Below are 26300 nucleotides of genomic sequence, written 5' to 3' on the forward strand. Positions count from 1 at the left end.
TCCAGTTTGGCCCGGCACCTTGCCGGGTCATTTCCGTTGCTGATTGCGGGCCCTTGACGCGGGCGAGACGACCGCGAACGGCCTCAAGCCGGGGCGTAGGCCGGTTCCAGAGGTGCGGCGGATGCAGGAACCACGACCTTGACCGGGCGGATGCTGGTCGAGGTGATGGCTTCGGAAATCTCGGCGCCGTCGCTGTCGGCGCCATAGACCTTGCGCACGGCCTCGCGGGTCAGCTCTTCTGGCGCGCCGTCGAAGACGACCGCGCCGCCCGACATGCCGATGATGCGGTTGCAATAAGTGCGGGCGGTGTCGAGCGTGTGCAGGTTGGTGATGACGGTGATGCCTTCGCGCAGGTTGATGTCGCGCAGGGCGTCCATCACCACCTTGGCGTTGAGCGGGTCGAGTGAGGCGATCGGCTCGTCGGCGAGGATCAGCTTCGGTTCCTGCATCAGCGCGCGGGCGATGGCGACGCGCTGCTGCTGGCCGCCCGACAGCGTGCCGGCGGGCTGGAGCGCGGTGCGGGCAATGTCCAGGCGTTCGAGCGCGGCGATGGCGCGGATGCGGTCTTCACGCGAGAAGATGCCGAGCAGGTTGAGGCTGGTCGAGCGATGGTTGAGGCGGCCGAGCAGGACGTTGGTGAGCACGTCGAGGCGCGGCACCAGGTTGAATTGCTGGAAGATCATTGCGCAATCGCGCTGCCAGCGGCGAAGGGCCGGGCCGCGCAGCGACGACACTTCGGTGTTGTCGAAGACGATCGAGCCCTGGCTCGGATCGATGAGCCGGTTGATGGTTTTCAGCAGCGTCGACTTGCCGGCGCCGGAGCGTCCGATGATGCCGACCATCTGGCCCGGCTGGATCTGGAGATTGACGCCGTTGACGGCGACGTTCTTGCCGAAGCGGCGGCTGACGTTGCGGATTTCGAGCATCGTGGCTTCCCTGTCCCTTTGGGGCTTTGCGCCCCTTTTTCAGGCTTGGGCCTAGACCCGGGACGTGAAGCTGCAATGTCGGGACCATGTCAGTTTTGTTACGATGCACAGGCAGGCATGCGAAAAATGCGGCCCGAATGCGATGCGCGCGCAGGCAGCGAGCCGACAGGGCCAGTTCTTGCCGACCTGAATCGGATTGGCGTTCCATCTATTTGATCGGCAACGGTCTTTTGGGACCGTGTTTGGCCAAGATTCATGTTCAGGCCACTGGCGTCGATTCGAGGCAGTGCGGGTAAAACCAAATCTATTCAGTGCCTTGGAGGGAGCTGGAAAGATTCTGCAAAAACTTGGCCCCCAAACCCTGACACTACACTTGTTAGTCATTATATGAGGGCGGACTTCACTTTGAGGAACCGCCGATGAAACTGTCCCGAACGACCCGCTTTGCCACGCTTTTTGCGGGCCTGTTCCTTGCCTTCTCCATGGTCGCCGTCGACCAGGCCGACGCTCGCCGCGGCGGCAGCTTCGGCAGCCGGGGGGCGCGCACCTTCCAGTCGGCACCGCCGACCCGTACCGCGCCGCAGCCGTCGGCACCGGTCGAGCGCTCGATGACGCCGAACACCGGCCAGGCGACCAACCCGGCCACCAATGCCGCGCGTCCGGGTGCTGCTGCCCAGCAGCGCCCCGGCTTCATGGGCGGCTTCGGCGGCGCGATGATCGGCGGCCTATTGATGGGCGGCCTGTTCGGCATGCTGATGGGCCAGGGTTTTGGCGGTCTCGCCGGCATGTTCGGCATGCTGATGCAGGTGCTCTTGATCGGCGGCGCCATCTGGCTCGCCCTGCGCTTTTTCCGCTCGCGGCAGGCGTCCGGCCCGGCGATGGCCGGCGCGGGTGCCGGTGGCGGCAACTTCAACTACCGCGATGCCGCACCGGCTGACGCCGGCAAGGCCAATGGCGGCAGCCGTTCGTTCAGCATACCGAGCATCGGCGGCAGCCGCGCCGACGCTGCTCCGCAGCAGCCAGTGAGCAAGGACATCACCGTATCCGGCGAAGACCTCGACACGTTCCAGCGCATGCTGACCGAGGTGCAGGAAGCCTTCGGCCGCGAGGACCACAAGGCGTTGCGCCGACTGGTGACGCCCGAGATGGTGTCCTACCTCTCGGAAGAACTGGCCGACAACGCGCAGAACGGCGTGCGCAACGACGTGACCGATGTCCAACTGCTTCAGGCCGACATCGCCGAAAGCTGGAGCGAAGGCGATCGCGACTATGCGACCGCCGCGGTCAACTACTCGTCCATCGACGTGACCCGCAACCGCACCACGGGTGAGATCGTCGAAGGCGACGCCAATGAGCCGACCGAGACGACGGAGCTCTGGACGTTCGTTCGCCAGAACGGCGGCGACTGGCAGCTGTCGGCGATCCAGGAAGCCTGATCTACCTCTGCAATTTACTTTTCAGCGCCCGCAGTCGCCCTTTCGAGGTGTCGATTGCGGGCGTTGTCGTTTCAACAATCGCCTGTGGCCGCGTTACGATTTGCCGATTGCTCTGGTGCCCATTCTAGGCAAGGTTGCAAGCTGGATAGGCTGGGGTCTGCCGATCCAGGATTTCCAGTTCCCTTGACCAAGCAAGGCTCGGATGACGACGGCAGCCAACTCTCTCGTTTCGCCCGATTTCCTCACCCTTACGCTTGGATTGGTTGTCTATTTCGTCGGCGTGATCCTGACCCGCCGCATTGCCTTTCTACGCAACTACAACATCCCCGAGCCGGTCACCGGCGGTTTTCTGGCGGCTGCCGCCATATGGGCGTTCTACAAGCTCTCGGGCATGGAAATCGTCTTCGAGATGACCACGCGCGACAGGCTGCTGGTCATCTTCTTTGCCACCGTTGGCGTCAATGCGCGGCTGTCCGATCTGCTGGTCGGCGGGCGGGCACTGGCCGTGCTGTGCGTGCTGACCGTGCTTTTCGTCTTCTTGCAAAATGGCGTCGGCACGCTCGGGGCCTGGCTGTTCGGCTTGCCGTCTGCCGCAGGCGTCATCATGGGATCGATCGCCTTTGTCGGCGGCCATGGCACTACGATTGCGTGGGCGCCTGCGATCGCGGCCGAGCACGGCTTTCCTGCGGCTGTAGAAGTCGGTACCGCCGCAGCGACGCTCGGCCTCATCTTGGCAAGTGTCCTGGGTGGGCCGGTGGCGAAGTTCCTCATCGAGCGCGGCAAGCTGACCACCGACGCGACAGTTTCAGAGAACGAAGGGGCAGTCGCCAAGGCGGAGGCGGCACCGATCGACAAGTCGAGCTTCATGCAGGCGCTTTTGCTGGTCAACGTCGCCGTGGTGCTCGGCTACCTGGTTCACGGACCGCTCTTGGCGATGGGCGTGAAGCTGCCGTTGTTCGTGCCTTGTCTGATCATGGGGATCGTCTTGTCCAATACGATCCCCTTCATCTTTCCGCGACTGCCCTGGCCGGCGCGCTCACCGTCGATGTCGCTGATCTCCGATTATTCGCTGTCAGTGTTTCTTGCCATGTCGCTGATGAGCATGCAGCTTTGGACACTTGCCGGGGTGGCTGGTCCGTTGCTGGTGGTCGTTGCCCTGCAGGCGCTTCTCGCGGTCGCATTCATCGTGATCGTGCTCTTTCCGCTGCTCGGAAGGGACTATCAGGCGGCGGTACTGAGCGCCGGCTTTACCGGCCTTTCGCTGGGTGCCACTCCCACCGCCATTGCGTCGATGACGGCGGTGACCAAGCACTATGGCCCGTCACCGAACGCCTTCATCATCCTACCGCTGGTCTCAGCGTTTTTCGTCGACCTGGTCAACGTGGTCGCGATCCAGTTTTTCCTGGCGCGCTGATCTCAGCCCTCGTGCTTCTCCAGAAATTCCTCCGCAGAAAGATTGCGGAAGTCGTCGAGGGCGACACGCAGCCTGGCGTGGTCCCAATCCCACCAGGCGAGCGCCTGGAAGCGTTCGGCCGTCTTGCGATCGAAGCGCTCGCGTAGTGGCTTGGCCGGCACGCCGGCGACGATGGTGTAGGGCGCGACGTCCTTGGTGACGACAGCGCCGGAGCCGACGGCGGCGCCGTCGCCGACGGTGACGCCGGGCAGTACCGTCGAGCCGTGGCCGAGCCAGGTGTCATGGCCAATGGTGACGGCATTGGATCGGCGCCACTCGAAGAACTCGGTCTCGTGGGTGGCGTCGTCCCAATAGTCCGAAGCGCGGTAGGTGAAGTGGTGTAGCGTTGGTCGCCAGGTCGGGTGGTTGGTGGCGTTGCAGCGCACGCTTGCTGCTATGTTTGAAAACTTGCCGACCGTGGTGCACCACAGGCTGCAGTCCTGCATGACGTAAGAATAGTCGCCAAGTTCGCTCTCGCTGATGCGGGTGCGTTCGGAGACCTCGGTCCAGCGGCCGAGGGTCGACTGCGTCACCTCGGCGGTCGGGTGGATCCAGGGCTGTTCGGAAAGCTTGCGGCTCATGCTGCGGCCTTTCCTGCGGCGAATTCCGTGACGTCGACGATGCGGTCGGCGACCGCTTCGCGCACGTCGGCATCATGGAAGATGCCGAGCAGGGCCACGCCCTTCAGCTTCTTCTCCTCGATCAGGCTGATCACCACCTCGCGGTTGGTGGCGTCGAGCGAGGCCGTCGGCTCGTCGAGCAAAAGCACCGGATGGTCGGTGATGAAGCCGCGGGCAATGTTGACGCGCTGCTGTTCGCCGCCGGAGAAGGTGGCGGGCGGCAGGCTCCAAAGCCGCTCGGGCAGGTTGAGCCGGTCGAGCAATTCGGCGGCGCGCTCCTGCGCTTGCTTGCGGTCAGTGCCGCGTGCCACCAACGGTTCGGCGACGACGTCGAGGGCCGAGACGCGCGGCACGGTGCGTAGGAACTGGCTGACATAACCGATGGTGTCGCGGCGCACCGACAGCACCGTGCGCGGGTTGGCGGTGGCGAGGTCGACCAGCTGGCCGTGGTGGTCGACGATGATCTGGCCCTGGTCGACGCCGTAATTGCCGTAGACCATCTTCAAAATCGAACTCTTGCCGGCGCCCGAGGGGCCGCCGAGCACGGCGCATTCGCCAGCCCTGACCGAGAACGAGACATTGGCGACGACCGGCAGGCGGATGCCGTCGCGCAGGTGCATGGTGAAGGCCTTGGCGACCTCGGAGACGATGAGTGGGGTGGCCATGGCTTACACCTGCAAAATGGAGGAGACGAGGAGCTGGGTGTAGGGCGCGCGCGGGTCGTCGAGCACGCGGTCGGTGAGGCCCGCTTCGACGACGTGGCCGTCCTTCATCACCATCATGCGCTGCGACAGGAGCCGGGCGACGGCGAGGTCGTGGGTGACGACGATGGCCGCGAGTCCGAGATCGGTGACCAGCCCGCGCAGGAGATCGAGCAGGCGCGCCTGCACCGACACGTCGAGGCCGCCGGTCGGTTCGTCCATGAACACCAGGCGCGGGCCGGTGACGAGGTTACGGGCGATCTGCAGGCGCTGGCGCATGCCGCCGGAAAAGGCGCGGGGCTCGTCATCGATGCGCTCCTCATCGATCTCGACGCGGCCGAGCCAGTCGACCGCTGTGGCGCGGATGTTGCCATAGTGGCGGTCGCCGATGGCCATCAGCCGCTCGCCGACATTGGCGCCGGCCGACACCGTCATGCGCAGCCCGTCGGCCGGGTTCTGGTGAACAAAACCCCAGTCGGTGCGCATCAGGAAGCGGCGTTCGGCTTCGCTCATGCGGTAGAGGTCGCGCCACTGGTTGTCGCGCATGCGGTAGCTGGCGGTGCCCGACGTCGGCAGCAGGCGCGTCGACAGGCAGTTGAGCAGGGTGGTCTTGCCCGAGCCGGACTCGCCGACGATGGCCAGCACTTCGCCCGGCCAGAGGTCGAAGGAGATGTCCTCGCAGCCGATGCGCGAGCCGTAATACTTGGACAGCGCCGTGACGCGCAGAAGCGGTTCGTCGGTCATTGGGCAGGCTCCAGGATGTCGGGCGAGAGATGGCCGCGATGGCCGCAGGCCTGGCGCGTCTCGCAGTGGTCGGTGTCGGAACAGACGAACATGTGCCCGCCGTGATCGTCCAGGATGACCTCGTCGAGATAGACCTGCTCGGCCCCGCACAGGGCGCAGGGCTGGTCGAAGGTCTGGATCTCGAAAGGATGGTCCTCGAAGTCGAGACTGACGACCTTGGTGAAGGGCGGCACGGCATAGATGCGCTTTTCGCGGCCGGCGCCGAACAGCTGGAGCGCGGGCGACATGTGCATCTTGGGATTGTCGAACTTCGGCGTCGGCGAGGGATCCATGACGTAGCGGCCCTCGACCTTGACCGGATAGGCGTAGGTCGTGGCGATGCGGCCGTGCCTGGCGATGTCCTCGTAGAGCTTGACGTGCATCAGCCCGTATTCCTCGAGCGCGTGCATCTTCCGCGTTTCGGTCTCGCGCGGCTCGAGGAAGCGCAGCGGCTCGGGGATCGGCACCTGGTAGACCAGCGTCTGGCCCTCGGTCAGCGGATGCTCGGGGATGCGGTGACGCGTCTGGATGATCGTCGCCTTCGCCGTCTCGGTGGTCACGGCAACGTCGGCGACCTTCTGGAAGAAGGCGCGGATCGACACCGCGTTGGTGGTGTCGTCGGCGCCCTGGTCGATGACCTTGAGCACATCGTCGGGGCCGATGATCGCAGCAGTCACCTGCACGCCGCCGGTACCCCAGCCATAAGGCATGGGCATTTCGCGGGACGCGAACGGCACCTGGTAGCCGGGAATGGCGATGCCCTTGAGGATCGCCCGGCGGATCATCCGCTTGGTCTGCTCGTCGAGATAGGCGAAGTTGTAGGTTGCGATGTCTGTCATGACGCAGGCTTTCCGGAGGTCGTTGCGCAATCCGATCGACAAATGCGCACATTAATGTGCTTGATAGGCGCGCAATTATGTGCGCACTCTGTGCGTCTGGGGGGATGTGGCGGATGAAACGGGAGGCTCTGATAAGAGAGCTTCGTGCTCTCTCGCGTAAACGAAACTTGCAGTTTGAAGTCTTCACCGACCGGGGCAAGGGGTCCCACTATCGCGTGAGACTTGGCGAAAAAATCACGACCATCCAGTCGGGCGAGCTGTCCGCATTGATGGTCCGGACGATCAAGAAGCAACTCGGCGTAGAATGAAATGCGCCGATGGAGGTTGAGATGGACTACATCTACGGGGCGAAAATTGAGGCTGATCCCGAGGGTGGTTTCCTGGTGACCTTTCCGGACGTGCCCGAGGCGATTACCTGTGGAGAGACGATTGCCGAGGCGCGCGCCAGCGGAGCTGAGGCTCTGGGGCTTGCGCTGCGTGGTGTCGCCACGATGGGGCAACCGCTGCCGAAGCCTCAGGCCACGGGCAAAGGACTTGTGCCCATTGCTGTCGCGCCCGACACGGCGCTGAAGTTGGCGGTTGTCGAGGCTTTTGCTCAATCGGGCATTTCCAAGAGAGAGCTGGCGCGTCGACTCAACAAGGCGGAGACCGAGGCACGCCGCATTCTTGCCCCGGATCATCCGACCAAACTTCCGTTGCTGCAGGCGACGTTGGCGTTGTTGGGCAAAGAAATCGTGGTTTCCGTCCGCGATGCTGCCTGACGAAATGGCCTGAATTCGAGAGCTCATTCCGCCGCCTCCCGCTGTTCGGTGTCGTTGGTCTTGTTGCGCTTTTCGTGCTCTGAGCGCATGCGGCGGACGAGGTCGAGTTCGGCCTGGAAGTCGACATAGTGCGGCAGCTTCAGGTGCTCGACGAAGCCGGTGGCCTGGACGTTGTCGGAGTGCGAAATCACGAACTCCTCGTCCTGGGCGGGTGCGGTGATGTCCTCGCCGAGTTCGCCGGCGCGCAGCGCGCGGTCGCACAGCGACATCGCCATGGCCTTGCGCTCGGACCGGCCGAAAACCAGGCCGTAGCCTCGGGTGAACTGCGGCGGCGCCTTGGACGAGCCCTTGAACTGGTTGACCATCTGGCACTCGGTGACGCGGATGCGGCCAAGCGTGACGGGGAAGGGCAGTTCCGGCACGTCGAGTTCAAGTTCGACGTCGCCGATGCGGACCTCGCCGACGAAGGGATGGCTGCGGCCATAGCCGCGCTGGGTCGAGTAGCCGAGTGCAAGGAGAAAACCCTCGTCGCCGCGTGACAACGCCTGCAGGCGGCTGTCGCGCGCCAGCGGAAATTCCAAGGGTTCGCGGGTGATGTCGCCGGTGAGGTGATCCTCCGGCAGCTCACCATCGGCCTCGATCAGGCCTTCATGCGCGAGGATTTCCGACACGCGTATCATACGCTGGTCGTCTGTTTCGCGCTGCTCCGGCGTGGCGACCCCGGGATCTTTGGTGAGTTCGGGGTCGAGCAGGCGGTGGGTGTAGTCGAAGGTCGGGCCGAGCAACTGGCCGCCCGGCAAGTCCTTGTAAGTCGCGGAGACGCGGCGTTCGACCTGCATGGCGGCGGTGTCGATCGGCCTGGTGTAGCCGAAGCGCGGCAGGGTCGTTCGATAGGCACGGACGAGGAAGATTGCCTCGATCAGGTCGCCGCGCGATTGCATCACCGCAAGGGCGGCCAGTTCGCGGTCGTAGAGCGAGCCTTCGGCCATGACGCGGTCGATGCCGAGCGCCAGCTGCTCGACGATCTGGTCGATGCGGAGCGCGGGCACCGAGCGGTCGCCGCGGCGACGGTCGGCAAGCAGGCGATGGGCATTGGCGATGGCGGCTTCGCCACCTTTGACAGCTACATACATGTCAGGCCTCCATCGTCTTGATGCGGGTGGTGCGGGGCAGGCAGGCGACCGCTCCGGGCGCTGCCAGGATAACGTCTGTGCCGCGCGGGAACCGGGCGCCGTTCTGCTTCCACTGCTCGACGAAGTGGCGCGGCAGCGGCGTCGGCGCGATGGTAGCCGAGGTCTCGATGCCGGGACCTTCGAGATGCAGCGGCGCGCCATCAGTCAGGCTTTCGACTTGCAGGATCAGCGTCGTCGAGCGGTCGGGATATTCCTGCGTTCCTTGCGCGAAGTTCTCGAGCGAGATCAGGTTGGCCGGGTTGGCGACGAGCGCGAAATGCGCATCGGCAGGTGTCGCGGCCAGCGGCGCGCCGGTGTGAAAGCCGAGCCAGGATCTTGCCGCCGAGACCTGAAGCGCGGCATCGAGCCAGAGCGGGGAGTCGTGGTCGCAAAGCGTCAGCGCCACGGCACCCGCGGTCGCCGACAGCGGGGCGGGCGGCTGGGTGAGCCCTGCGACGGGCTGGATCGTACCCGGTCGGGCCATGGCGTCCATGACAGCGCGGAAAACCGTCTGGGCGTCGAAAACCGGGGCGGCGAAACCGCCGTCGATGACATCCATCTGTTCCATCAATCCTCTCCGCGAACCATGGTGAAGAAGTCGACCTTGGTCGCCGCCGTCTCGGCGCGGCTGATCGCGTCGGCTTCAGCTTGTGCAGCGCGCAGTGGGGCAAGGATCTTGTCCTCGACCTCGGCGCGGCGGGCGGGGTCTTGCCACAGCGCATCGGCGATGGCCGAAAGGCGGGCCTTTTCCTTGTCGCGGCCAAGCGCATAGGCGTGGCCGATCTCGCCGCCGGGCAAACGGACCGTCGCGCGGGTCACTGTCGCTTCGCCGAAGTTGAAGGGCGCGCCGCCGCCGCCGATGCGCCCGCGTACCGATACCAGGCCGGTCTCGGGGCCGCGCAGCATCTCGGCTTCGCCTGAAATCCCTGCCGCCGCGCACAGCCGCTTCAACTCGTCCGCCGGCGCCAGGGCAAGCGCTGCCATGGCCGCCTTGCGCTGCGTCTCCGTTTCTCTTTCCTGCCGTCGGTCCATTTCGATTGCCGCTCCACTTCGTATTTGTCTATTGTTCTATACAATCGAACAACATACAACGGGCTTGTAGCGAGGCTCGTGACGGTCGCATGACAAATCGCGAAACAGGGGGCGGTGGATTTGAGTGGGCAGGGACCGAAACAGGCGGTGACGCGAAAAAGCGGTGTGGCGCTGTGGCGCCAGATCGCCGACCAGATCAGGCAGGCGGTTTCAGCCGGCACGCTTGGTGCCGACGGCCGGCTGCCGCCGGAGATGGTGCTGTCGGAGAGATTCGGCGTCAATCGCCACACGCTGCGCAGCGCCATCGCCGCGCTGGTGCAGGAAGGCGTTCTCAGGGCGGAGCAGGGCAGGGGCACCTTCGTCGAAAGCCGCCAGAAGCTGTCCTACCCGATCTCGGCGCGGACGCGTTTTTCGACCGGCCTGCGCAGCCAGACCCGTGACCGCCGCAGCATCCTTCTCGCCCATGCGGTGGAGCAGGCGTCACAGCGTGTGGCCGAAGGGCTTGGCCTTGCGGAGGGTGCGCCCGTGGTCAGGCTGGAGACGCTGAGCGAGGCCGACGAACGGCCGGTGTCGCGCGCGACCAGTTGGTTCGATGCGGAGCGGTTTCCCGGCTATGCCGAGGCCTATGCCGAGACGGGCTCGATCACGCTCGGCTTCCAGCGCTACGGCATCGAGGACTATTTCCGCAAATCGACCCTGGTCTCGGCGCGCCATGCCGATGCCGCCGACCTTGCCGACTTGAAGCTTTCAGCCGGTGCCATCGTGCTGGTCGCGGTCGCCGTCAATGTCGATACCCAGGGCTTGCCGATCCAATATGCCGAAACGCGCTTCGTTGCCGACAGGGTCGAGCTCAGCGTTTCGACCGAGGCTCAGTGATTGTACTGGATGCCGTCGCTGCGCCCGAACGTCATTTGCCGAGGCGGCGAAGCTGGCACGGTTTGCCGTGTCGCCGGCTCCTTGGCGCGTGCCCAGCAGTAGTAGAGCAGGAACGAGCCGATGACGTAGGGCTGCAGGATGTCGACTTCGAAGAACGAGCGGATGACCAGCAAAGCGAGCAGGCCTGTCTGCAGCAGCGGCTCGGTCCAGTCGCCCTCGCTCAGAAGACGCGAGATGCACAGCCGGAGGATGGCGAGCAGCGGCAGCACGATCATCGCCGCGCCGACATAGCCGAGCTCCACCAGCGCCTCGATGTAGGTGTTGTGGAAATGGAAGCCGGTGCGGGAGGTGATGTAGAACTCGTTCCACAGCCGCTCCGCTTCGGAGAAGCCCTGCACCCAATAGGCGGCATAACCGATGCCGAGCAGTGGCGTATTTGCCGATGCGTCGATGCCTTGCTGCCAGAGATATGTGCGGCCGGTCAGTGTCGAATCCTTGCCGAAGGCGCCAAGAACCATGTCGATAGCGCCGACATTGAGAGCTGCCAGAACCGCTGTGCCGGCAAGCACGAGGCCGGCAGCGAAGAAGATACGGCGGTGGGTCGGCGAGAAGGCCTCCAGCCCGGCGATGGCGACGATCATGGCAATTGCTGCAGGGGTGGCGAGCATCGAGGTTGCCGACTGCGACATGACAAGCGATGCGGCCGAGAGCAGGACGACGCCGAGGGCAAGAAGGCGGGCGATGCGCCCGCGCGTCAGAAACAGTGCGAAGTAGCAGCCGAACAGCACGCCCAGCGACGCGTAGAAGCCGAGCTGGTTCTTGGAGCCGAACGCGCCGACGAAACTGTAGGTGCCGTCGAGCGCGTCATAGACGTAGCCGCCGACAAGCATCGAATAGGCGAGAATGACCGCGATGCCGGCCATGGCGCCGATGCACAGGGTGCGTGCGTCGATCACCCTGGCGGCGATCACGGCGCAGACCACATGCGACAGATATTGAAGTGCCGCCCGGCTGGTCACATCAGGCGCGTCGGACCAGAAGTAGGACAGGCAGGCGAGCAGCGCGAAGGCCAGTAGTTGCGGCGATGCGCCGAGGCGGCCGAGCGTGAACCGGTAGTCGACCAGGACCAACGGCAGCCAGACCGCGTAGTACATCAGGATCGAGATCTGGCCGATGCGGAACGAGTAGGCGAACACAAAAAATGATACGGCAACCGCGAAGGCGCCGTAGAGCGTGTTGCGGCCGGGTTCGACCAGCGCCGATTTTCTGATCCGCATCGCGTCTGACCGCCGGGCTACTGGACGAGCGGGCCGTCTGTCCGCTCCACCTTGAGTACGTCGCCGGGCAGAACGGGCATGTCCTCGGCGGCCGCGATTTCCTTGCTCTTGCCATCGCTGCCCTTGCGGACGAGGACATAAGAAATCGCCTGTTCGGTGCCCGCAGCCGTTGGTGCCGTGCCTCCGGCCTCGGCGATCAGGCCCTTTTGCATTCCGAGCTTGAGCGTGACGGCATTGAGTTCTCCGACGGTCTTCTGCCGCTCGACCGCCAGTTCGGACTCGCCGTCGTTCTTGAGGTCGATCGCCTCCTGTTCGGCCTTGCTGATGTCCTGCTTGGCCCGCAGCATGGCGGTCTCCAGATCGAGGATCTTGCCCTCCATCTCGGCGATGGAGCGCTCGGTCGACAGCACGCGCGTATTCACCACGAGACCCTTCTGGGCCAGCGTGTCGATGCCGCTGAGCTCTTTCCTGGCGAGTTCGACCTGGCGCTTCTGTGTCTCGGACTTCTGGCCCAGCGATACGATCTCCTGCTCGAGTAAGCCCTTGAGCTCTTCAAGTGCCTGCAGCCTCAGGGTGAGCTTCTTCTGGCGCGAGGCCATGATGGCGGTTTCGTTGGCGATCATGCCTGATACCGCCGGCAGGGACGCGATCTCCTTCGGCGCTTCGACTTCAGTCTTGCCGGCAAGCTCGGCATCGATCCGCGCCAGGGTGACCATCATGCGGAGCTGCTCGTCGGAGAGCACGGCATGGCTGCCTTCTGCGGTGATGAGGTCGCGTTCGGTACGGGCGCCGTCGGCACCGCGGCGCATGCCGCCGGCGATGCTGATTGCCTTGAGCACGGTGAGATCCGGGGCATAGGCATACTGGCCCGGGGTCTGGATGTCGCCGGAGATGTAGAAGGGACGAAACTGCGCCACCTCGACCGACGCTTCCGGACGGTCGGAAAGGCCGAACTTGTCCTGCAGGGTCTTGCCGATCGTCTCGGCGATCTCGGCCGTCGTCTTGCCCGCGGCCTGCGTTTCACCGACGAATGGCAGCGAAAGATTGCCGGATGGTCCGATCGTGTAGTCGCCGCTCACCGAAGACCAGTCGCGGAAGGCGCCCTCGACGGTCTGCCATTCGACGACGCGGATGGTCAGCTTGTCCTGGGTTCCGAGCTGGTAGTCTTCAGCAAACACTGCGGATGCCGAAATGGCCAGCGTGAGACAGAGCGCGCCGCCCAGCTTGAGCAGGCGTCGGGTGCGGGGATGGGAGCCGAGAATTGGGTTCAAGTTCATCGTCCGTTCGTGGGCCGCGGGGATCTCTTGGAGCCCGCGGGCGGGAGAAGCTGCGCGCCCCCACATGGGCGCAGACTCGTTTGCGGCAGGCTCAGTAGCTGCCGCGCGACATGCAGACGGCCGGGACCGTCTTCAGGATGATGCGGATGTCTTCGACCAGCGACCAGTTCTCGACATAGTGACGGTCGAACGCAACGCGGCTGTCGTAGGAGACGTCGTTGCGTCCGCTGACCTGCCACAGTCCGGTGAGACCGGGCCGCGACTTGAGATAGAAGACGACCGCCTTGCCGTAATAATCGAGCTCGTCGCGTACCACCGGGCGTGGGCCGACGATGCTCATGTCGCCGAGAAGGATGTTGAGGATCTGCGGCAGCTCGTCGAGGCTGAGCTTGCGCAGCACCGTGCCGACACGCGTGACCCGAGGGTCGTCCTTCAGCTTGCGCGTTGCCTCCCACTCGGCCCTGGCTTCCGGGTCATTGCGAAAATGCGCCGCAAGTACCGCGTCCCCGTCAGGGACCATCGTGCGGAACTTGAGGCACTGGAAGATACGGCCGCCACGGCCGATCCGGCGATGGCCATAGAAGACCGAGCCGCCGTCCGAGGCCTTTACCAGCAAGGCAATGAGCAGGAACAACGGGCTTAATGCGATAATCCCGAGACCCGCACCGATGATGTCGAATCCGCGCTTGGCCACGCCACCCAGAGGGGGGAGGTCGGTGGCGACGTGTGGAAACTCCAAGCTCGTCGACTTGGCAAGATCCCTCATGCTGCAACTCCAATTGGTCGATGAATCGCCCCAGAATCGCCCTGTGTCAGGATACGGCCGACATGCTGCGCTGCAACACACGTTTTTTTGACGCGTGAAATATTTATACCAGTAGATGACCAAAATCCGTGCATGGCGTGCACAAGAAAATCTCAATGCGACAGTTTTATGTCCAATGGCCGCATGCATGAGCAGAATCGAATGTGTCAATACAGGTGAAATGTCGAAAATTGTATCTGCACCATGTTGGTAAACGTTCCAGCAATGCGCGCCAAAATATAAAACATATTATGCATCACGTGGGTATTCGCCAAAATATTCTGAAATAATGGCATCCTGAATGAAAATGTTATCGACTTTCGACCAGCTGTGAAAGTGCAATGCAGCATCTGGCGTCGGCGGCAAGACTCTCGGCGAAAGAGGGCTCCGCTTGCTGACTGCTGGGCGGGCCAATATAATGAAACGACGTTCTTCCGGTCGACCGCCAACCAGCATGTCGGCATCAAAATATAACGAAGGAACGATGCGGGTGGAGCTTTCAGGGCTAGGGGAGTTGCAAGCAACATGGCGACAAAATCAGTGCCGATTCCTCGGGCCTGACGGTCAACGGCTATGACCTTGCCAAAATTCGTGTTCGGCATGGCGATGGTAATCGCCGTCGTGGCGCTGTGGTCCTATCTGGATGCTGCCGGCTGGGGCACGATCTTGCTGCGCGTGCTGGCCTGCGCCGTCATTCTTCAGGTCGGATACTTTCTTGTCATCCTGGCCATGGTGCTGCGTACGAGCCCCAAAGCGGCTGAAATCAAGAACACAAAGACCGTGGCCGAAGGCGCACCGGCAGTTCCGGCCGACGACCTGACGCCAAAGGGCAGCGCGCACTAGGCCGCTGTGGTGGGCTCAAGGCCCCGCACGGACTGGGTTTCCGCAGGAATCGGTTCTGCTTTTCCGACCATTTGCGCGGCCATTTTCATGCCCAGGCTTGCTGCCTTCAGGTGATGCCGCGTTGCCGTCGCCACGGATTATGGAGGCATCCGGCGTGATCGCGGCAACGCGCCTGCAGCCCTTGGAAAGCCGCATGTCGCGGCGGTCGGCACCGGGTCTTCACGACCCCAACGGTGAAGCGCCGTAACAAAAGTTGGGGTTTCCTTGTTCGCAGGTGCAATATAGCTCTGGCGTCGGCGGGCTATGACGGAAAGGCAACCGACGTGAGCGGAACTGACGTCTGTGTCATCATTGCTGCGCGCAACGCAGCGGAAACGATCACGACGGCCATCACCTCGGCGCTGCGGCAGCCCGAAGTGGCCGAGGTCGTGGTCGTGGACGATGCCTCGACCGATGCGACCGAAGCCGTGGCGCGCGCCGCCGACGATGGCAGCGGCCGGCTTCTGGTGCTGCGGCTGGACGTCAACCGCGGCCCCTCATTCGCCCGCAACATGGCGATACGCAACTCCAGATCGGCACTGATCAGCATCCTGGATGCCGACGATTTTTTCCTGCCAGGCCGGTTTGCGAACCTTGTCGGTGGCGACGACTGGGATCTTGTCGCCGACAACATCGTGTTCGTCGAGCACGCTTCGGTGCGTGATGTACTGTCGGGCAGCGTCGCGCAGTTCGACGCCGATCCGGCGCTGCTCGGATTCGCGCAGTTCATCGCGGGCAACATTTCCAGCCGTGGCGCAAAGCGCGGCGAACTCGGATTCCTCAAGCCGGTGATGCGCCGAGCCATGCTCGAGCGGCACGGGTTGAGCTACGACGAGCAACTGCGGCTCGGCGAAGATTATGCCCTTTATGCGCGGGCCATGCTGATGGGCGCCCGCTTCAAAGTCGTCAGGTCCTGCGGCTATTGCGCCGTGGTGCGGCCCAATTCGCTGAGCGGCCAGCACCGCACGGAGGATCTGCAGCGTCTGGCCGATGCCGATCTCGGGCTGCTGGCACAGCCGGGGCTGGCGGCAGAGAACAAACGCATCCTTCGCCGCCACGAGCGGCATGTGCGCGACAAGTACCGTTTGCGGCGCTTCCTCGACCTTAAGGCGGCCGACGGCATGGCTGCGGCGATAAGGTTTGCAACCTCGTCTCCTGCCAGTTTTCTGGCGGTCGTTCGCGGGGTGGCCATGGACAAGTTCGACGCGCTTGCGAAATCCGGATCGGTGCCGTCGGCTCCTGAACCGCGCCTGCGCTACCTGATTACGGCCGAGAACGCAGGTGCCCAGAAGTGAGGCCACAAGACATGCAAGACATTCTGGTCGTCGGCGGCGGCGGCTATATCGGTTCCCACACCTGCCTCGATCTGGCGCGCAAGGGTTTTCGCCCCGTCGTCTACGACAATTTCAGCAACGGCCACCCCGAGTTCGTCAAATGGGGACCGCTCGAGCAAGGCGATGTCCGCGATCGCGCCCGGCTCGACGAGGTGTTTGCCAAGTACCGTCCGGCGGCAGTCATCCATTTCGCCGCCCTGATCCAGGTCGGGGAATCGGTCAGGAATCCGATGGCGTTCTTCGAGAACAATGTCGCGGGTTCGTTGAACCTGTTCGCCGCAGCCAGTGCTGCGGGCTGCAAGCGGCTGGTGTTTTCCTCGACCTGCGCCACCTATGGCGAGCCGGAAGAGACGCCGATGCGCGAGACGCACCGGCAGCAGCCGATCAATCCCTACGGCCGCAGCAAGCTGATCGTCGAGGACATGCTGCGCGATCTCGACCGTTACGAGGGTTTCCGCTCGGTGCTGCTGCGCTATTTCAATGCCGCCGGCGCCGATCCCGAGGGGCGCATCGGCGAGCGCCATGAGCCCGAGACGCATGCCATCCCGCTGGCGATCGACGCAGCGCGCGGCCGCCGCGCCGGCTTCAGCGTGTTCGGCGACGATTACGACACCCGCGACGGCTCCTGCGTCCGCGACTTCATCCACGTCATGGACCTTGCCGACGCGCATAGCCGCGCCGTGCAGTATCTGATCGACGGCGGCGACAGCGTCGCGCTGAACCTGGGTACCGGGCAGGGCACGACGGTCAACGAATTGCTGTCGATGGTGAAGGAGGTGTCAGGCCGGACATTCCTGGTCGAATTGGCACCGCGGCGCGAAGGCGATGCGCCGTCGCTCGTCGCCGACAATTCGAAGGCGCGCGACGTTCTCGGCTGGGCGCCGCGCCATGACCTCGCCGCGATTGTGTCGAGCGCCTGGAACTGGCACGCTCGGGCAAACGTGGAGTAGCAGAGCATGGCATCGATCTTCGCTTTCCGCACACGCAGCCCGGACCGCGACCGGGAAACCGACGTGACCCGCTTCGAACAGCTGGCGCGTTCGCTCGATCAACTGACCTCGGAGATCGAGGCCGAGAGGACCGGCATCCGGAACCGATACGAGGCCGTCTCGGCCAACGCGGCCTTCCTGGTCGAGGCGATGGACAATTCCGAAGCCTCGTCGCGACGGGCCGATGACATGGACCGATGGACGGAGTCGCTGAAGACCTGCCTGCGCCGCATCGAGGCACTGGGGCGGCAGACCGAATTGATCGCCGGGCTTCGTCATGCGCTGGACACGTTTGTCGACGAGGGTCGCAAGGCCGATGAGGGATCGTCGGCAGCTTCGGCGCCGGAGGAGGTCCGGCACCGGCCCTGACGGGCCAGCATTTTCGGGAGGATGGGAGGTTGTTTTCCGGTCGGGGCGAAACCCCTGGCCGGCGGTTGCAATGCGGTTCTCGGGCGGGAGGCGCGAAGGCACAAGGATGACTTGGCTATGAACGCAAACGTCACACATCACGCAGCCGGCCGGATCGGTCGCCGCTCATGGGGCTTGCGCCTGTCGGTCGCGCTGGCCGGCCTGCTTGCCGCTTCGGGCGGCGTATTGGCACAGGATGCCACCGGCAAGTCCTTCGTGGAAACGTTCGACACGCTGAGCGGTTCGCGCTGGTTCGTCTCCGACGGCTGGGACAACGGCAAGCACCAAAACTGCACCTGGTCGAAGGAACAGGTCAAGGTCGCCGATGGCAACCTGACGCTGAGCTTCGAGAAGAAGCCGTTGAAAGACCGCGACTATTCCTGCGGCGAAGTGCAGACCAAGCAGCGCTTCAGCTATGGCACCTACGAGGCGCGCATGAAGAGCGGCACCGGCTCGGGGCTGAATGCAGCCTTCTTCACCTATATCGGCCCGGTGCACAAACAGCCGCATGACGAGATCGATTTCGAGGTGCTGACCAAGGATCCTTCCAAGGTGCAGGTCAATGCCTATGTCGGCGGCAAGTCCAACGACGAGAAGCTCGTCGACGTGCCCGGCGGCGCCGACCAGGCCTTCAACGATTATGCCTTCGTCTGGGAGAAGGAGCGGCTGCGCTGGTACGTCAACGGCCAGTTGGTGCATGAGGTGACCGAGCCCTCGCAACTGCCAAGCCACCCGCAGAAGATCTTCTTCAGCCTGTGGGGCACCGACACGCTGCGTGAGTGGATGGGGGCCTTCTCGGATCCCGGCAAGCCGGTGACCATGACCGTCGACCGCGTCGCCTTCACCGCGCTGGGCGAGCCTTGCCAGTTCGAGGAGTCGGTCGCTTGCACGCTGCAATGACCGGCAGAGACCCAGGCGTGGCCCGTCCGCGCCCCAACATCATCAACGAACAGGAACGGACCGTATGAAGCTCACGGTATTTGGAATTGGCTATGTCGGTCTGGTGCAGGCAGCGGTGCTGGCCGAGGTCGGGCATGACGTCGTCTGCGTCGATGTCGACGCGGCCAAGGTCGAGCGGCTGAACCAGGGGTTCGTGCCGATCTTCGAGCCGGGGCTGGAGGCGCTGGTGCGTGACAACCATGCGGCGGGCCGCATCGTCTTCACCACGGATGCGGTGCTGGCCGTGCGCCACGGCGAGATCCAGATGATCGCGGTCGGCACGCCGCCGGGCGAGGACGGCTCGGCCGATCTCAAATATGTCCTGGCCGTAGCCGAGACGATCGGCCGCGAGATGGTCGAACCCAAGATCGTCGTCGGCAAGTCGACCGTGCCGGTCGGCACCGCCGACAAGGTACGAGCGGCGATCGCTTCGGCGCTGAAGACGCGCGGCCGCGAGGAGCTTGCCTTCGATGTGGTCTCCAATCCGGAGTTCCTCAAGGAGGGTTCGGCGGTCGCCGACTGCATGAAGCCCGACCGCATCATCGTCGGCACCGAAAGCGAGGCCGCCGAGGCGGTGATGCGCGAGCTCTATGCGCCGTTCAACCGCAACCACGAGAAGATGATCGTGATGGACGTGCGCTCGGCCGAGTTCACCAAATATGCCGCCAACTGCATGCTGGCGACCAAGATCAGCTTCATGAACGAGATGGCCAACCTGGCCGAGCTGCTCGGCGCCGACATCGAGGAGGTGCGCAAGGGCATCGGCTCGGACCCGCGCATCGGCTACCACTTCATCTATCCCGGCCTGGGCTATGGCGGCTCGTGTTTTCCCAAGGACGTGCGCGCGCTGATCCGCACCGCCGACGATGTCGGCTTCGAGCCGGTGCTGCTGAAGTCGGTCGAGGAACGCAACAACGCCCAGAAGGCGGTGCTGTTCGACAAGCTCAAGGGCCACTTCAACGGCGATCTCGCGGGCAAGACGTTTGCGCTGTGGGGACTGGCGTTCAAGCCCAACACCGACGACATGCGCGAGGCGCCGGCCCGCGTCCTGATGGAGGCGCTGTGGGCCGCTGGCGCCAAGGTCCAGGCCTACGATCCCGAGGCGATGAACGAGGCGCAGCAGATCTATGGCCAGCGCGACGACCTGCTGCTCTGCGGCACCAAGGAGGCGGCGCTGCGCGGCGCCGATGCGCTGCTGATCGCCACCGAGTGGAAGAACTTCCGGGCACCGTCCTTCGAGACGATCAGACAGGCGCTTTCGACGCCGGTGATCTTCGACGGCCGCAATCTCTACGACCCCGCGGTCGTCGCCCGCCATGGCCTCCACTACGTCTCCATCGGCCGGAAGGTTGGCGAACTGAATTCGAGAGCGACAAAGGAACTGGCAGCATGAGGGTCCTTTTTGCCGGCGGTAACGGCTACACGCCCGAATTCAGCGGCGGGGTTCAGTCGAGCACGCATCATCTGGTCGAGCAGCTGCGCGCGCATGGCCACGAGGCTTCCGTCCTCGCCGCCTTGTTCGGTGACGGCATGTTCGGCTTCAAGGCCCGCGCCAAGATGAAGCTGACGCGGCAACGCGCCGTCATCGACAGCTTTCCCGGCTACCCTGTGGTCCGCGCCTGGTTCCCGTGGGAGGCCGCCGGCTTTGCCGTGCAGAAGCTCAAGCCCGACGTCGCTGTGGTCCAGTGCCACAAGTCGGTGCCGATCGGAAAGGCGCTGGAAGCTCAGGGCGTGCCGCTGGTCGTCTATCTCAGGAATGTCGAATTCCATGAACTCGCCGGCGAACTGAGCGAGCTGCGCTCGGCGCAGTATATTGCCAATTCGGAGTTCACCGCCCGCGCCTACGGGCAAAGGTTCGGCATCGAATCGACAGTCATTCCGCCGACGATCAATCCCGCGCTCTATGCCACGCCGACATCAGGCGAATTCGTGACGCTGATCAACCCTTACGAAGAGAAGGGTTTCGAGCTCGCGGTGCGGATCGCCGGGCGCTGCTCCGACATTCCCTTCCTGTTCGTCGAAAGCTGGAAACTGGCCGACGACCACCGCGCCCGCATCGAAGAGACCATCGCCCCGCTCGGCAATGTCAGGCTTGAAGGCCGCACCAACAACATGAAGACGGTCTATGGCCGCACGAAGATCCTGCTCGCACCGAGCAAATGGGAAGAGGCCTGGGGCCGTGTCGCCTCCGAGGCGCATTGCAGCGGTATTCCCGTCGTCGGTTCGCGCCGCGGCGGACTGCCCGAGGCGATCGGCAAGGGCGGCGTGGTTCTCGACTACGACGCGCCGCTCGACGACTGGGTCGATGCCGTGCGCCGGCTGTGGCAGGACAGGGTCGCGTACAATCGCCTGTCGGCGGCGGCCCGCGAGTTTTCCGAGCGCCCCCAACTCGAACCCGATGCCCAGTTCGCCACCTTCATGGGCGTGCTCGAACGCGCAGCGGCGCAAAGCCTGCACAAGGCTGCCTGACTTGGCGATTGTCCGGCTGGGTTCCAGGAGAGCGGATCGATGAAGGTCTGTTTCGTCGTCGACAAGTTTCCCTCGCTCTCCGAGACCTTCGTGCTCAACCAGATCGAGGGCTGTCTCGAGCGCGGTATCGAGGTCGGCGTCGTATGTAACGAGACGACGTTCGGCAAGGAGCGCAACATCGATGACCCGCGCTGGCGCAATCTCCCTGGCGGTGTCGAGCAATGGTGGGGCGCGCTCGGGCCGCTGCGGCCCAGGCTCCGCAGGTGGTCGGGAAAGCTCTGGGACAAGGCATCGACGGCGCTCGACATCGCCTTTGCCGGCAAGCTCGAAAAATACGACGTCATCGTCGCGCATTTCGGCAACAACGGCCTGCGCGTCGCAAGATCGATGAAGCGGCGACGGATTGCTGCCCCCCTGGTGACGATTTTTCACGGCCACGATGTCGGTGCACCGATGCATGACGGCACGCTGTCGCGCTACGAGGTGGTGTTCCAGCAAGGTGCCCTGCAGCTGCCGGTCAACGGCTACTTCCGCGACGCGCTCATTGGAGCGGGTGCGGCATCCGAAACCGTCGCGGTGCATCACATGGGGGTCGACACCGACGCGATCGGCTTTCAGGCGGTTGCGCGCAGTGACGCTACGCTTTCGCTGGTTTCGGTCTGCCGGCTGACTGAAAAGAAGGGAATCGAGTTCGCTCTGCGTGCACTCGCGGAAGTGCAGGCTGTGCGGCCTGACATCGACTGGTCCTACACGATCATTGGCGGCGGCGAACTGCTCGACGCCATGAAGCAACTGGCGGCAAGGCTCAACATATCCGATCGCGTCGCCTTCTTAGGGCCCCGCCCGCACAGCGAGGTCAAGCAGCGCCTGAGCAAGGCGCATGTCTTCGTGCTGCCCAGCGTCAGGGCGAGGGACGGCGATCTCGAGGGCATACCCGTGGCTTTGATGGAAGCGATGGCGGCAGGCCTTACCGTCGTCAGCACCTATCATTCAGGCATCCCCGAACTGATCGAAGACGGCAGGACCGGCCTGCTGGCACCTGAAAGGGACGTCGGCGCGCTGGCGCAAAAGCTGATCTGGATCGCCGACAACCCCGGCGCCTGCGAAAACCTGGCCGTCGCAGCGCGACGCAAGATCGAAGACGACTTCGATTCCGTCCGGCTCAACGACGCATTTGCCGACACGCTGTTCCGCCTTGCTGCCACCAAGGCGGCGGCATGACGGCCGAATCCCAGCAACTGGGCCGCATCGCCCTGCGTGGCGGAGCGCTGACCGCAGCAGCCCAGGCGATCAAGATCGGCATCCAGTTCATCTCGGTGGTGATCCTGGCGCGAATGCTGGCGCCGGAGGATTTCGGCCTTGTCGCCTCGGTCGGGCCGATCATCGCCTTTGTCGGGCTGTTCCAGAATCTTGGGCTGCAGCAGGCGGTCATCCAGCGCCCCGAGATCAGCCAGCCGCAGATCAACCAGGTGTTCTGGATCAGCGCGCTCGCCGGCCTGATCTGCACGATCGTGATCGCGGCACTTTCGCCGGCGGTGTCGGCCTTCTACGGCGACGCCCGCATGACTGGCATCACGCTCGCCGCTGCAATGCCGCTGCTGCTCGGTAGTCTCGCCGCGCTGCCGCTGGCGCTGATGAACCGCAACTTGCAGTTCGGGCAACTTGCCATCAACGACGTGGCGACCGCACTCGCCGGCCTTGGGGCGGCGATTGCCGCCGCCTATGCCGGGCTTGGCTACTGGTCGCTGGTGATCGGGCCTGCGGCCGGTGCGGTGGTGACGCTGCTCGGCGCCTGGCTGGCGACGCGCTGGAAGCCGGGCAGGCCCAGCGTCAAGGTGGAGCGCGAGATCCTGTCCTTCGGTGCCAATCTCACCGGCTTCAACCTCGTCAACTTCTTCTCGCGCAACCTCGACAACATCCTGATCGGCAAGTTCTCCGGCCCGGTCGAGCTCGGCTATTACGACCGCGCCTACAAGCTGCTTTTGTTTCCGCTGCAGAACATCAACCAGCCGCTGTCGCGGCTGATGGTGCCGCTGCTCAGCCGCATTCAGGATGACAAGCCGCGCTTTCGCGAGCTTTACCTGCGCACCAACTGGCTGCTTGCCTTCGTCACTGTGCCCGGCATCGCCGCACTCACAATCGCCGCCGAGCCGGTGGTCGCCATCCTGTTCGGCGAACGCTGGCTGGCGGTGGCGCCGATCTTCGCCTGGCTCGGCATCGCCGGGCTGATGCAGCCGGTGTCGAGCACGACGGGCTGGATCTTCATCTGCCAGGGCAAAACGAAGACGATGTTCCGCTGGGGCGTCTATTCGGCGCTGACCACGGTGCTGTCCTTTGCCGTCGGGCTGAAATGGGGCGCAGTCGGCGTCGCCGCCGCCTATGCGATCAGCGGCTATGTGCTCAGATTGCCGGTGCTGGCGGTGATGCTCGGGCGCACCGGCCCGGTCTCGGCGCTCGACTTCCTGATGGTCCAGGGATTGCTGATCGTTGCGGCTGCCGTGGCCTGGCTCGGCTACGGCTACCTGCCGGCATCGCTGACCGCGCAGTCCAATCTCGTGGCAGCTCTTACGGCCGCCACCCTAAGCTACGCGGTGGCGCTTGCCTTCATGGTCGCCGTCCCGCAGTCCCGCCGCGCCCTTGTCGAGACCTGGAAGACCGTCGCCCGCCACATCCGTTGAAGCGTCCGCCAGAAGCGGCCTGACCAGATCGGCGGCCGACATGGCCGAGGCATGTTCTTCCAGCACCGCGGCAAGGGTCGTCGCCCGATAACGGTCGAGGTTGCCGGCAAAGCGCGCGAGCTTCTGGCCGCCTTCGTCGGGGGTCACCGTGTCGATGTCGAGCAGCAGCTCGGCGAGGCCGACACGCTTGGCAAGCTCGCGGGTCTTGAACTCGTAGGCGATGGGCAGCACAGGCACACCGACGCACAGCGACATGATCATCATGTGCATGCGCGTTGCGACGACGAAGTCGAAGCCCTTGACCAGTTCAATCAGCTGTTCGGGCGTGTGGAAGCCGGCGTCGACGCTGACCTGGGCGGCGATCTCGGGCGCCAGTTCGGCGACGATCGCCCGCGCCGTCTTCGAATCGTCGTGGGCGTATTCGGGCACGCCTTGGCAGGTCGAGACGAAGGTCACCTGCTTGCCGTGGTCGCGCACCAGAGAGGTGGCGATGTCGCGGATCGAATCCATGTAGCGGCGCATGCCGTCGGCGCCGTCATTGACGTAGTTCCAGTGCCGCACCGAGATGCCGACACGACCGGTCGGCCGGGGCGGCGTGCCGGTCGAGAGCAGCGCTTCGATGCGCGCACTGTCGGCGAGCGCGAACACCGAATCGGCGACGACATGGCACTTGCCGGGGTTGTCGACGAGGCCTGCAAGGTGGGCGCGCGAGCGTTCGTCGCGCAGCAGGATCAGCGGGCTGCGGTCGAACACCGGCTTCAGTTCGCGGCGGTTGTAGTCCTTGTCGAACGGTCCCAGCGACTGGGTGAAGAAGACCGGATCCTTGCCGAAGATGGCATCGATGCGGAACTGGTTGAGGCGGCGTTCGAGATTGTAGTTCTCGACCAGATAGGTGCCGCCCGTGGTGACGACCAAATCGGCCCGATGGTACATGTCGAGGCTGCGGCGGTCCTCGGCGCCGAACATGGTCTCATCCAGCGCCCGGCTCTTGCCGTAGTGGCGCAGCGCGCTCAGTGCGAGACGGTTGTAGATCGGCTTGGCCAGGTTCTTCAGCCGGTTGTCGTCATAGGGGTATTTGAAGATCGATTCCGACAAGAGCTTGCGAATCTCGATGTCGGGATAGGCCTGCCTGGAGTAGAGCCGCGACGCCACTTCGGGCTGGCTGTCGAACACCTGGAAGCGCAGCTCGCCGGGATAGGCTGCCTTGAGGATGTGCCGGATCGCCAGCAGGATCGCCGCATCGCCGGTGTTCAGGCAGACGGTATTTTCGACGATGACTGTCTTCATGGGCCTTGGCCTCCTCGGATTGGTCGTGTCGGGAAATTAAGTACAGGCTAACCGGGCCATTTTGCGGCGCAACAATATTTGAGGTCCTGCCAGTCAATAATTGTTGCGATGCAGCAATGGGTGCTCTAGCCTCGTCATCGGTGGGCCAAACTGCGAGCGTGAATTCATGCTGCATGTTCTGTACCTGGTGCATGATGTTTCCGACCCGGCAGTTCGCCGACGGATCATCATGCTCAAGGCCGGTGGCGCGCGCGTTACGCTCGCTGGTTTCCGCCGGACGCAAGAACTCGAAGACGTCGAAGGCGTGACGCCGATCGACCTTGGTATCACGCGCGATGGCCGCTTTGCGCAGCGGCTGGGCGCGGTCGCCATGGCGGCGACGAGCATTGCCGCGTCGCTGAAATCAGTCGCGGCGCCAGACGTGATCGTAGCCCGCAATCTTGAAATGCTGGCGCTGGCGCAGCGCGCGCGGAGTGCGTTCTCTTCGTCCGTGCCGATCGTCTATGAGTGCCTCGACATCCATCGGCTGGTGCTGCGCGAGGATCTGCTCGGCAAGGGCCTGCGCGGTGCCGAGCGCCTGCTTGGGCGTAATGTCAGTCTGCTGCTCACCAGTTCGCCGGCCTTCGTCAGGCATTATTTCGAAAGGTTCGGCCAGATCGACGCACCCATCGAACTCATCGAGAACAAGCTGCTGGAACTGGAGCCGCGATTCGATTTGCGGCCGTCACAGGTTCCGCAGCTGCCTTGGAAGATCGGCTGGTTCGGCGCGCTGCGCTGCCGCAAGTCGCTCGAACTGCTGGCCGATTTCACCCGCAGCGCGGAAGGCCGTTTCGAACTGGTCATGCGCGGGCGCCCGGCGCTTTCGGAGTTTCCGGATTTCCATGGTTTCGTCGAATCCGAGCCCCATTTGGCCTTTAAGGGTGCCTACCGAAACCCCGAGGATATGGCCGACATCTATTCGCAAGTGCATTTCTCCTGGGCGATCGATTTCTTCGAGGAAGGCCAGAATTCGACATGGCTGCTGCCCAACAGGCTCTATGAAGGCTGCCGTTTCGGCACGGTGCCGATCGCCATGGCCGGCACCGAAACAGCCAGCTTCCTCGAACGCCAGAATGTCGGACTGGTGCTGTCCGAGCCGTCGGTCGCGGCGCTGACGCAAACGCTCTCGGACGTGACGACGGAGCGGTGCGCTGCCTTGCACGGGGCAGTGCTTGCGCGCGATCCCGCGACATGGGTGTGCAGCCGCTCCGATTGCCGCGCGCTGGTGGGGAGGCTCGAACGCGTCGCTGCCGAGAACGGGCAAGTCGACGCGCGCGCTATCGCCGCCTGATTCCCAACCCATCCAAGACAAGCAGC

At 64.2% G+C, this 26300-nt stretch carries 27 protein-coding genes; 15 read left to right on the forward strand and 12 right to left on the reverse strand.

Annotation, left to right across the window (positions count from 1 at the left end):
- Window positions 1–83: 83 nt before the first annotated feature.
- The gene (gene phnC / locus CO731_RS11415) at window positions 84–926 is read right to left on the reverse strand and encodes a phosphonate ABC transporter ATP-binding protein (protein ID WP_108607200.1); all 843 of its coding nucleotides are present in this window, start codon (window positions 924–926) and stop codon (window positions 84–86) included.
- Between the two features lie 419 nt (window positions 927–1345).
- On the opposite strand from phnC, the gene CO731_RS11420 reads away from it, so the two are divergent.
- Both CO731_RS11420 and gltS read left to right on the forward strand, forming a co-directional pair.
- Window positions 1346–2362, forward strand: a complete 1017-nt coding sequence (locus CO731_RS11420; protein WP_108607201.1) for a Tim44 domain-containing protein — start codon at window positions 1346–1348, stop codon at window positions 2360–2362.
- A 202-nt stretch (window positions 2363–2564) separates the two neighbouring features.
- Window positions 2565–3776, forward strand: coding sequence for a sodium/glutamate symporter (gltS, locus tag CO731_RS11425; RefSeq protein WP_108607202.1), 1212 nt, complete (start codon window positions 2565–2567; stop codon window positions 3774–3776).
- Between the two features lie 2 nt (window positions 3777–3778).
- Here gltS and CO731_RS11430 read toward each other — a convergent pair whose 3' ends face one another.
- From CO731_RS11430 to CO731_RS11445, 4 genes are read right to left on the reverse strand one after another with little or no spacing between them, the layout of a single operon-like run.
- Window positions 3779–4396, reverse strand: a complete 618-nt coding sequence (locus tag CO731_RS11430; RefSeq protein WP_108607203.1) for a DapH/DapD/GlmU-related protein — start codon at window positions 4394–4396, stop codon at window positions 3779–3781.
- Window positions 4393–5100 (reverse strand): phosphonate C-P lyase system protein PhnL, encoded by a 708-nt coding sequence (phnL, locus tag CO731_RS11435; RefSeq protein ID WP_108607204.1) that lies wholly within the window; start codon window positions 5098–5100, stop codon window positions 4393–4395. Before phnL ends, CO731_RS11430 begins: the two co-directional genes overlap by 4 nt.
- A gap of 3 nt (window positions 5101–5103) precedes the next feature.
- Window positions 5104–5880, reverse strand: a complete 777-nt coding sequence (phnK, locus tag CO731_RS11440; protein ID WP_108607205.1) for a phosphonate C-P lyase system protein PhnK — start codon at window positions 5878–5880, stop codon at window positions 5104–5106.
- On the reverse strand, window positions 5877–6758 hold the full coding sequence (locus CO731_RS11445; protein WP_108609775.1) for an alpha-D-ribose 1-methylphosphonate 5-phosphate C-P-lyase PhnJ: 882 nt from the start codon (window positions 6756–6758) through the stop codon (window positions 5877–5879). The genes phnK and CO731_RS11445 overlap by 4 nt, the downstream gene beginning before the upstream one ends.
- Window positions 6759–6871: 113 nt before the next feature.
- Between CO731_RS11445 and CO731_RS11450 the strand changes: the two genes are divergently transcribed.
- The gene (locus CO731_RS11450; protein WP_108609776.1) at window positions 6872–7066 is read left to right on the forward strand and encodes a hypothetical protein; all 195 of its coding nucleotides are present in this window, start codon (window positions 6872–6874) and stop codon (window positions 7064–7066) included.
- A gap of 21 nt (window positions 7067–7087) precedes the next feature.
- Window positions 7088–7519, forward strand: coding sequence for a type II toxin-antitoxin system HicB family antitoxin (locus CO731_RS11455; protein ID WP_108609777.1), 432 nt, complete (start codon window positions 7088–7090; stop codon window positions 7517–7519).
- 23 nt (window positions 7520–7542) lie between these two features.
- Here the strand turns inward: CO731_RS11455 and CO731_RS11460 are convergent, their stop codons facing one another.
- The 3 genes from CO731_RS11460 to phnG are packed head-to-tail and all read right to left on the reverse strand — an operon-like array spanning window position 7543 to window position 9723.
- On the reverse strand, window positions 7543–8652 hold the full coding sequence (locus CO731_RS11460) for a carbon-phosphorus lyase complex subunit PhnI (protein WP_108607206.1): 1110 nt from the start codon (window positions 8650–8652) through the stop codon (window positions 7543–7545).
- 1 nt (window position 8653) lies between these two features.
- Window positions 8654–9250, reverse strand: a complete 597-nt coding sequence (gene phnH / locus CO731_RS11465) for a phosphonate C-P lyase system protein PhnH (protein WP_108609778.1) — start codon at window positions 9248–9250, stop codon at window positions 8654–8656.
- 8 nt (window positions 9251–9258) lie between these two features.
- Entirely contained in the window at window positions 9259–9723 is a 465-nt protein-coding gene (gene phnG / locus CO731_RS11470; RefSeq protein ID WP_108607207.1) for a phosphonate C-P lyase system protein PhnG, read from the reverse strand.
- Between the two features lie 147 nt (window positions 9724–9870).
- Between phnG and phnF the strand changes: the two genes are divergently transcribed.
- Window positions 9871–10599: a phosphonate metabolism transcriptional regulator PhnF gene (gene phnF, locus CO731_RS11475; RefSeq protein ID WP_245439735.1), complete on the forward strand. Its 729-nt coding sequence runs from the start codon at window positions 9871–9873 to the stop codon at window positions 10597–10599.
- Here the strand turns inward: phnF and CO731_RS11480 are convergent.
- From CO731_RS11480 to CO731_RS11490, 3 genes are all read right to left on the reverse strand, one after another.
- Window positions 10593–11876, reverse strand: coding sequence for an O-antigen ligase (locus tag CO731_RS11480; protein ID WP_108607209.1), 1284 nt, complete (start codon window positions 11874–11876; stop codon window positions 10593–10595). The two genes, phnF and CO731_RS11480, sit on opposite strands and share 7 nt — an antisense overlap.
- Window positions 11877–11893: 17 nt before the next feature.
- Entirely contained in the window at window positions 11894–13153 is a 1260-nt protein-coding gene (locus CO731_RS11485) for a polysaccharide biosynthesis/export family protein (protein WP_108607210.1), read from the reverse strand.
- A 91-nt stretch (window positions 13154–13244) separates the two neighbouring features.
- Complete coding sequence (locus CO731_RS11490; protein WP_108607211.1) at window positions 13245–13919, reverse strand: sugar transferase; 675 nt, start codon at window positions 13917–13919, stop codon at window positions 13245–13247.
- Between the two features lie 612 nt (window positions 13920–14531).
- Between CO731_RS11490 and CO731_RS11495 the strand changes: the two genes are divergently transcribed.
- The 9 genes from CO731_RS11495 to CO731_RS11535 all read left to right on the forward strand — a co-directional run bounded on the left by CO731_RS11495 (window position 14532) and on the right by CO731_RS11535 (window position 23657).
- Window positions 14532–14801 carry an exopolysaccharide production repressor exox gene (locus CO731_RS11495; RefSeq protein WP_108607212.1) on the forward strand — a complete coding sequence of 90 codons (270 nt, stop codon included), beginning with the start codon at window positions 14532–14534 and terminating at the stop codon, window positions 14799–14801.
- A gap of 323 nt (window positions 14802–15124) precedes the next feature.
- Window positions 15125–16135: a glycosyltransferase family 2 protein gene (locus tag CO731_RS11500; RefSeq protein WP_108607213.1), complete on the forward strand. Its 1011-nt coding sequence runs from the start codon at window positions 15125–15127 to the stop codon at window positions 16133–16135.
- An 11-nt stretch (window positions 16136–16146) separates the two neighbouring features.
- Entirely contained in the window at window positions 16147–17124 is a 978-nt protein-coding gene (gene galE, locus CO731_RS11505) for a UDP-glucose 4-epimerase GalE (RefSeq protein ID WP_108607214.1), read from the forward strand.
- Between the two features lie 6 nt (window positions 17125–17130).
- On the forward strand, window positions 17131–17532 hold the full coding sequence (locus CO731_RS11510; RefSeq protein ID WP_108607215.1) for a hypothetical protein: 402 nt from the start codon (window positions 17131–17133) through the stop codon (window positions 17530–17532).
- A gap of 117 nt (window positions 17533–17649) precedes the next feature.
- Window positions 17650–18471, forward strand: a complete 822-nt coding sequence (locus CO731_RS11515) for a glycoside hydrolase family 16 protein (RefSeq protein WP_108607216.1) — start codon at window positions 17650–17652, stop codon at window positions 18469–18471.
- A gap of 64 nt (window positions 18472–18535) precedes the next feature.
- A complete protein-coding gene (locus CO731_RS11520; protein WP_108607217.1) occupies window positions 18536–19903 on the forward strand; it encodes a UDP-glucose/GDP-mannose dehydrogenase family protein in 1368 nt (455 codons plus the stop codon).
- Window positions 19900–20979, forward strand: coding sequence for a glycosyltransferase (locus CO731_RS11525; RefSeq protein ID WP_108607218.1), 1080 nt, complete (start codon window positions 19900–19902; stop codon window positions 20977–20979). Before CO731_RS11520 ends, CO731_RS11525 begins: the two co-directional genes overlap by 4 nt.
- Window positions 20980–21018: 39 nt before the next feature.
- The gene (locus tag CO731_RS11530; RefSeq protein ID WP_108607219.1) at window positions 21019–22200 is read left to right on the forward strand and encodes a glycosyltransferase; all 1182 of its coding nucleotides are present in this window, start codon (window positions 21019–21021) and stop codon (window positions 22198–22200) included.
- Window positions 22197–23657: a lipopolysaccharide biosynthesis protein gene (locus CO731_RS11535; RefSeq protein ID WP_108607220.1), complete on the forward strand. Its 1461-nt coding sequence runs from the start codon at window positions 22197–22199 to the stop codon at window positions 23655–23657. Before CO731_RS11530 ends, CO731_RS11535 begins: the two co-directional genes overlap by 4 nt.
- On the opposite strand, the gene CO731_RS11540 is transcribed toward CO731_RS11535, so the two are convergent.
- Entirely contained in the window at window positions 23559–24944 is a 1386-nt protein-coding gene (locus tag CO731_RS11540) for a polysaccharide pyruvyl transferase family protein (protein ID WP_108607221.1), read from the reverse strand. The two genes, CO731_RS11535 and CO731_RS11540, sit on opposite strands and share 99 nt — an antisense overlap.
- 166 nt (window positions 24945–25110) lie before the next feature.
- On the opposite strand from CO731_RS11540, the gene CO731_RS11545 reads away from it, so the two are divergent.
- Complete coding sequence (locus CO731_RS11545) at window positions 25111–26274, forward strand: glycosyl transferase family 1 (RefSeq protein WP_108607222.1); 1164 nt, start codon at window positions 25111–25113, stop codon at window positions 26272–26274.
- Window positions 26275–26300: the final 26 nt, after the last annotated feature.

Source organism: Aminobacter sp. MSH1, from assembly GCF_003071665.1.
GTDB lineage: Bacteria > Pseudomonadota > Alphaproteobacteria > Rhizobiales > Rhizobiaceae > Aminobacter > Aminobacter niigataensis.

What these genes read in the sequence shown, in the direction of transcription:
- phnC (WP_108607200.1), bottom strand. Translation starts at nt 926, where the DNA reads ATGCTCGAAATCCGCAACGTCAGCCGCCGCTTCGGCAAGAACGTCGCC.
- CO731_RS11420 (WP_108607201.1), top strand. Translation starts at nt 1,346, where the DNA reads ATGAAACTGTCCCGAACGACCCGCTTTGCCACGCTTTTTGCGGGCCTG.
- gltS (WP_108607202.1), top strand. Translation starts at nt 2,565, where the DNA reads ATGACGACGGCAGCCAACTCTCTCGTTTCGCCCGATTTCCTCACCCTT.
- CO731_RS11430 (WP_108607203.1), bottom strand. Translation starts at nt 4,396, where the DNA reads ATGAGCCGCAAGCTTTCCGAACAGCCCTGGATCCACCCGACCGCCGAG.
- phnL (WP_108607204.1), bottom strand. Translation starts at nt 5,100, where the DNA reads ATGGCCACCCCACTCATCGTCTCCGAGGTCGCCAAGGCCTTCACCATG.
- phnK (WP_108607205.1), bottom strand. Translation starts at nt 5,880, where the DNA reads ATGACCGACGAACCGCTTCTGCGCGTCACGGCGCTGTCCAAGTATTAC.
- CO731_RS11445 (WP_108609775.1), bottom strand. Translation starts at nt 6,758, where the DNA reads ATGACAGACATCGCAACCTACAACTTCGCCTATCTCGACGAGCAGACC.
- CO731_RS11450 (WP_108609776.1), top strand. Translation starts at nt 6,872, where the DNA reads ATGAAACGGGAGGCTCTGATAAGAGAGCTTCGTGCTCTCTCGCGTAAA.
- CO731_RS11455 (WP_108609777.1), top strand. Translation starts at nt 7,088, where the DNA reads ATGGACTACATCTACGGGGCGAAAATTGAGGCTGATCCCGAGGGTGGT.
- CO731_RS11460 (WP_108607206.1), bottom strand. Translation starts at nt 8,652, where the DNA reads ATGTATGTAGCTGTCAAAGGTGGCGAAGCCGCCATCGCCAATGCCCAT.
- phnH (WP_108609778.1), bottom strand. Translation starts at nt 9,250, where the DNA reads ATGGATGTCATCGACGGCGGTTTCGCCGCCCCGGTTTTCGACGCCCAG.
- phnG (WP_108607207.1), bottom strand. Translation starts at nt 9,723, where the DNA reads ATGGACCGACGGCAGGAAAGAGAAACGGAGACGCAGCGCAAGGCGGCC.
- CO731_RS11480 (WP_108607209.1), bottom strand. Translation starts at nt 11,876, where the DNA reads ATGCGGATCAGAAAATCGGCGCTGGTCGAACCCGGCCGCAACACGCTC.
- CO731_RS11485 (WP_108607210.1), bottom strand. Translation starts at nt 13,153, where the DNA reads ATGAACTTGAACCCAATTCTCGGCTCCCATCCCCGCACCCGACGCCTG.
- CO731_RS11490 (WP_108607211.1), bottom strand. Translation starts at nt 13,919, where the DNA reads ATGAGGGATCTTGCCAAGTCGACGAGCTTGGAGTTTCCACACGTCGCC.
- CO731_RS11495 (WP_108607212.1), top strand. Translation starts at nt 14,532, where the DNA reads ATGACCTTGCCAAAATTCGTGTTCGGCATGGCGATGGTAATCGCCGTC.
- galE (WP_108607214.1), top strand. Translation starts at nt 16,147, where the DNA reads ATGCAAGACATTCTGGTCGTCGGCGGCGGCGGCTATATCGGTTCCCAC.
- CO731_RS11510 (WP_108607215.1), top strand. Translation starts at nt 17,131, where the DNA reads ATGGCATCGATCTTCGCTTTCCGCACACGCAGCCCGGACCGCGACCGG.
- CO731_RS11515 (WP_108607216.1), top strand. Translation starts at nt 17,650, where the DNA reads ATGAACGCAAACGTCACACATCACGCAGCCGGCCGGATCGGTCGCCGC.
- CO731_RS11520 (WP_108607217.1), top strand. Translation starts at nt 18,536, where the DNA reads ATGAAGCTCACGGTATTTGGAATTGGCTATGTCGGTCTGGTGCAGGCA.
- CO731_RS11525 (WP_108607218.1), top strand. Translation starts at nt 19,900, where the DNA reads ATGAGGGTCCTTTTTGCCGGCGGTAACGGCTACACGCCCGAATTCAGC.
- CO731_RS11530 (WP_108607219.1), top strand. Translation starts at nt 21,019, where the DNA reads ATGAAGGTCTGTTTCGTCGTCGACAAGTTTCCCTCGCTCTCCGAGACC.
- CO731_RS11535 (WP_108607220.1), top strand. Translation starts at nt 22,197, where the DNA reads ATGACGGCCGAATCCCAGCAACTGGGCCGCATCGCCCTGCGTGGCGGA.
- CO731_RS11540 (WP_108607221.1), bottom strand. Translation starts at nt 24,944, where the DNA reads ATGAAGACAGTCATCGTCGAAAATACCGTCTGCCTGAACACCGGCGAT.
- CO731_RS11545 (WP_108607222.1), top strand. Translation starts at nt 25,111, where the DNA reads ATGCTGCATGTTCTGTACCTGGTGCATGATGTTTCCGACCCGGCAGTT.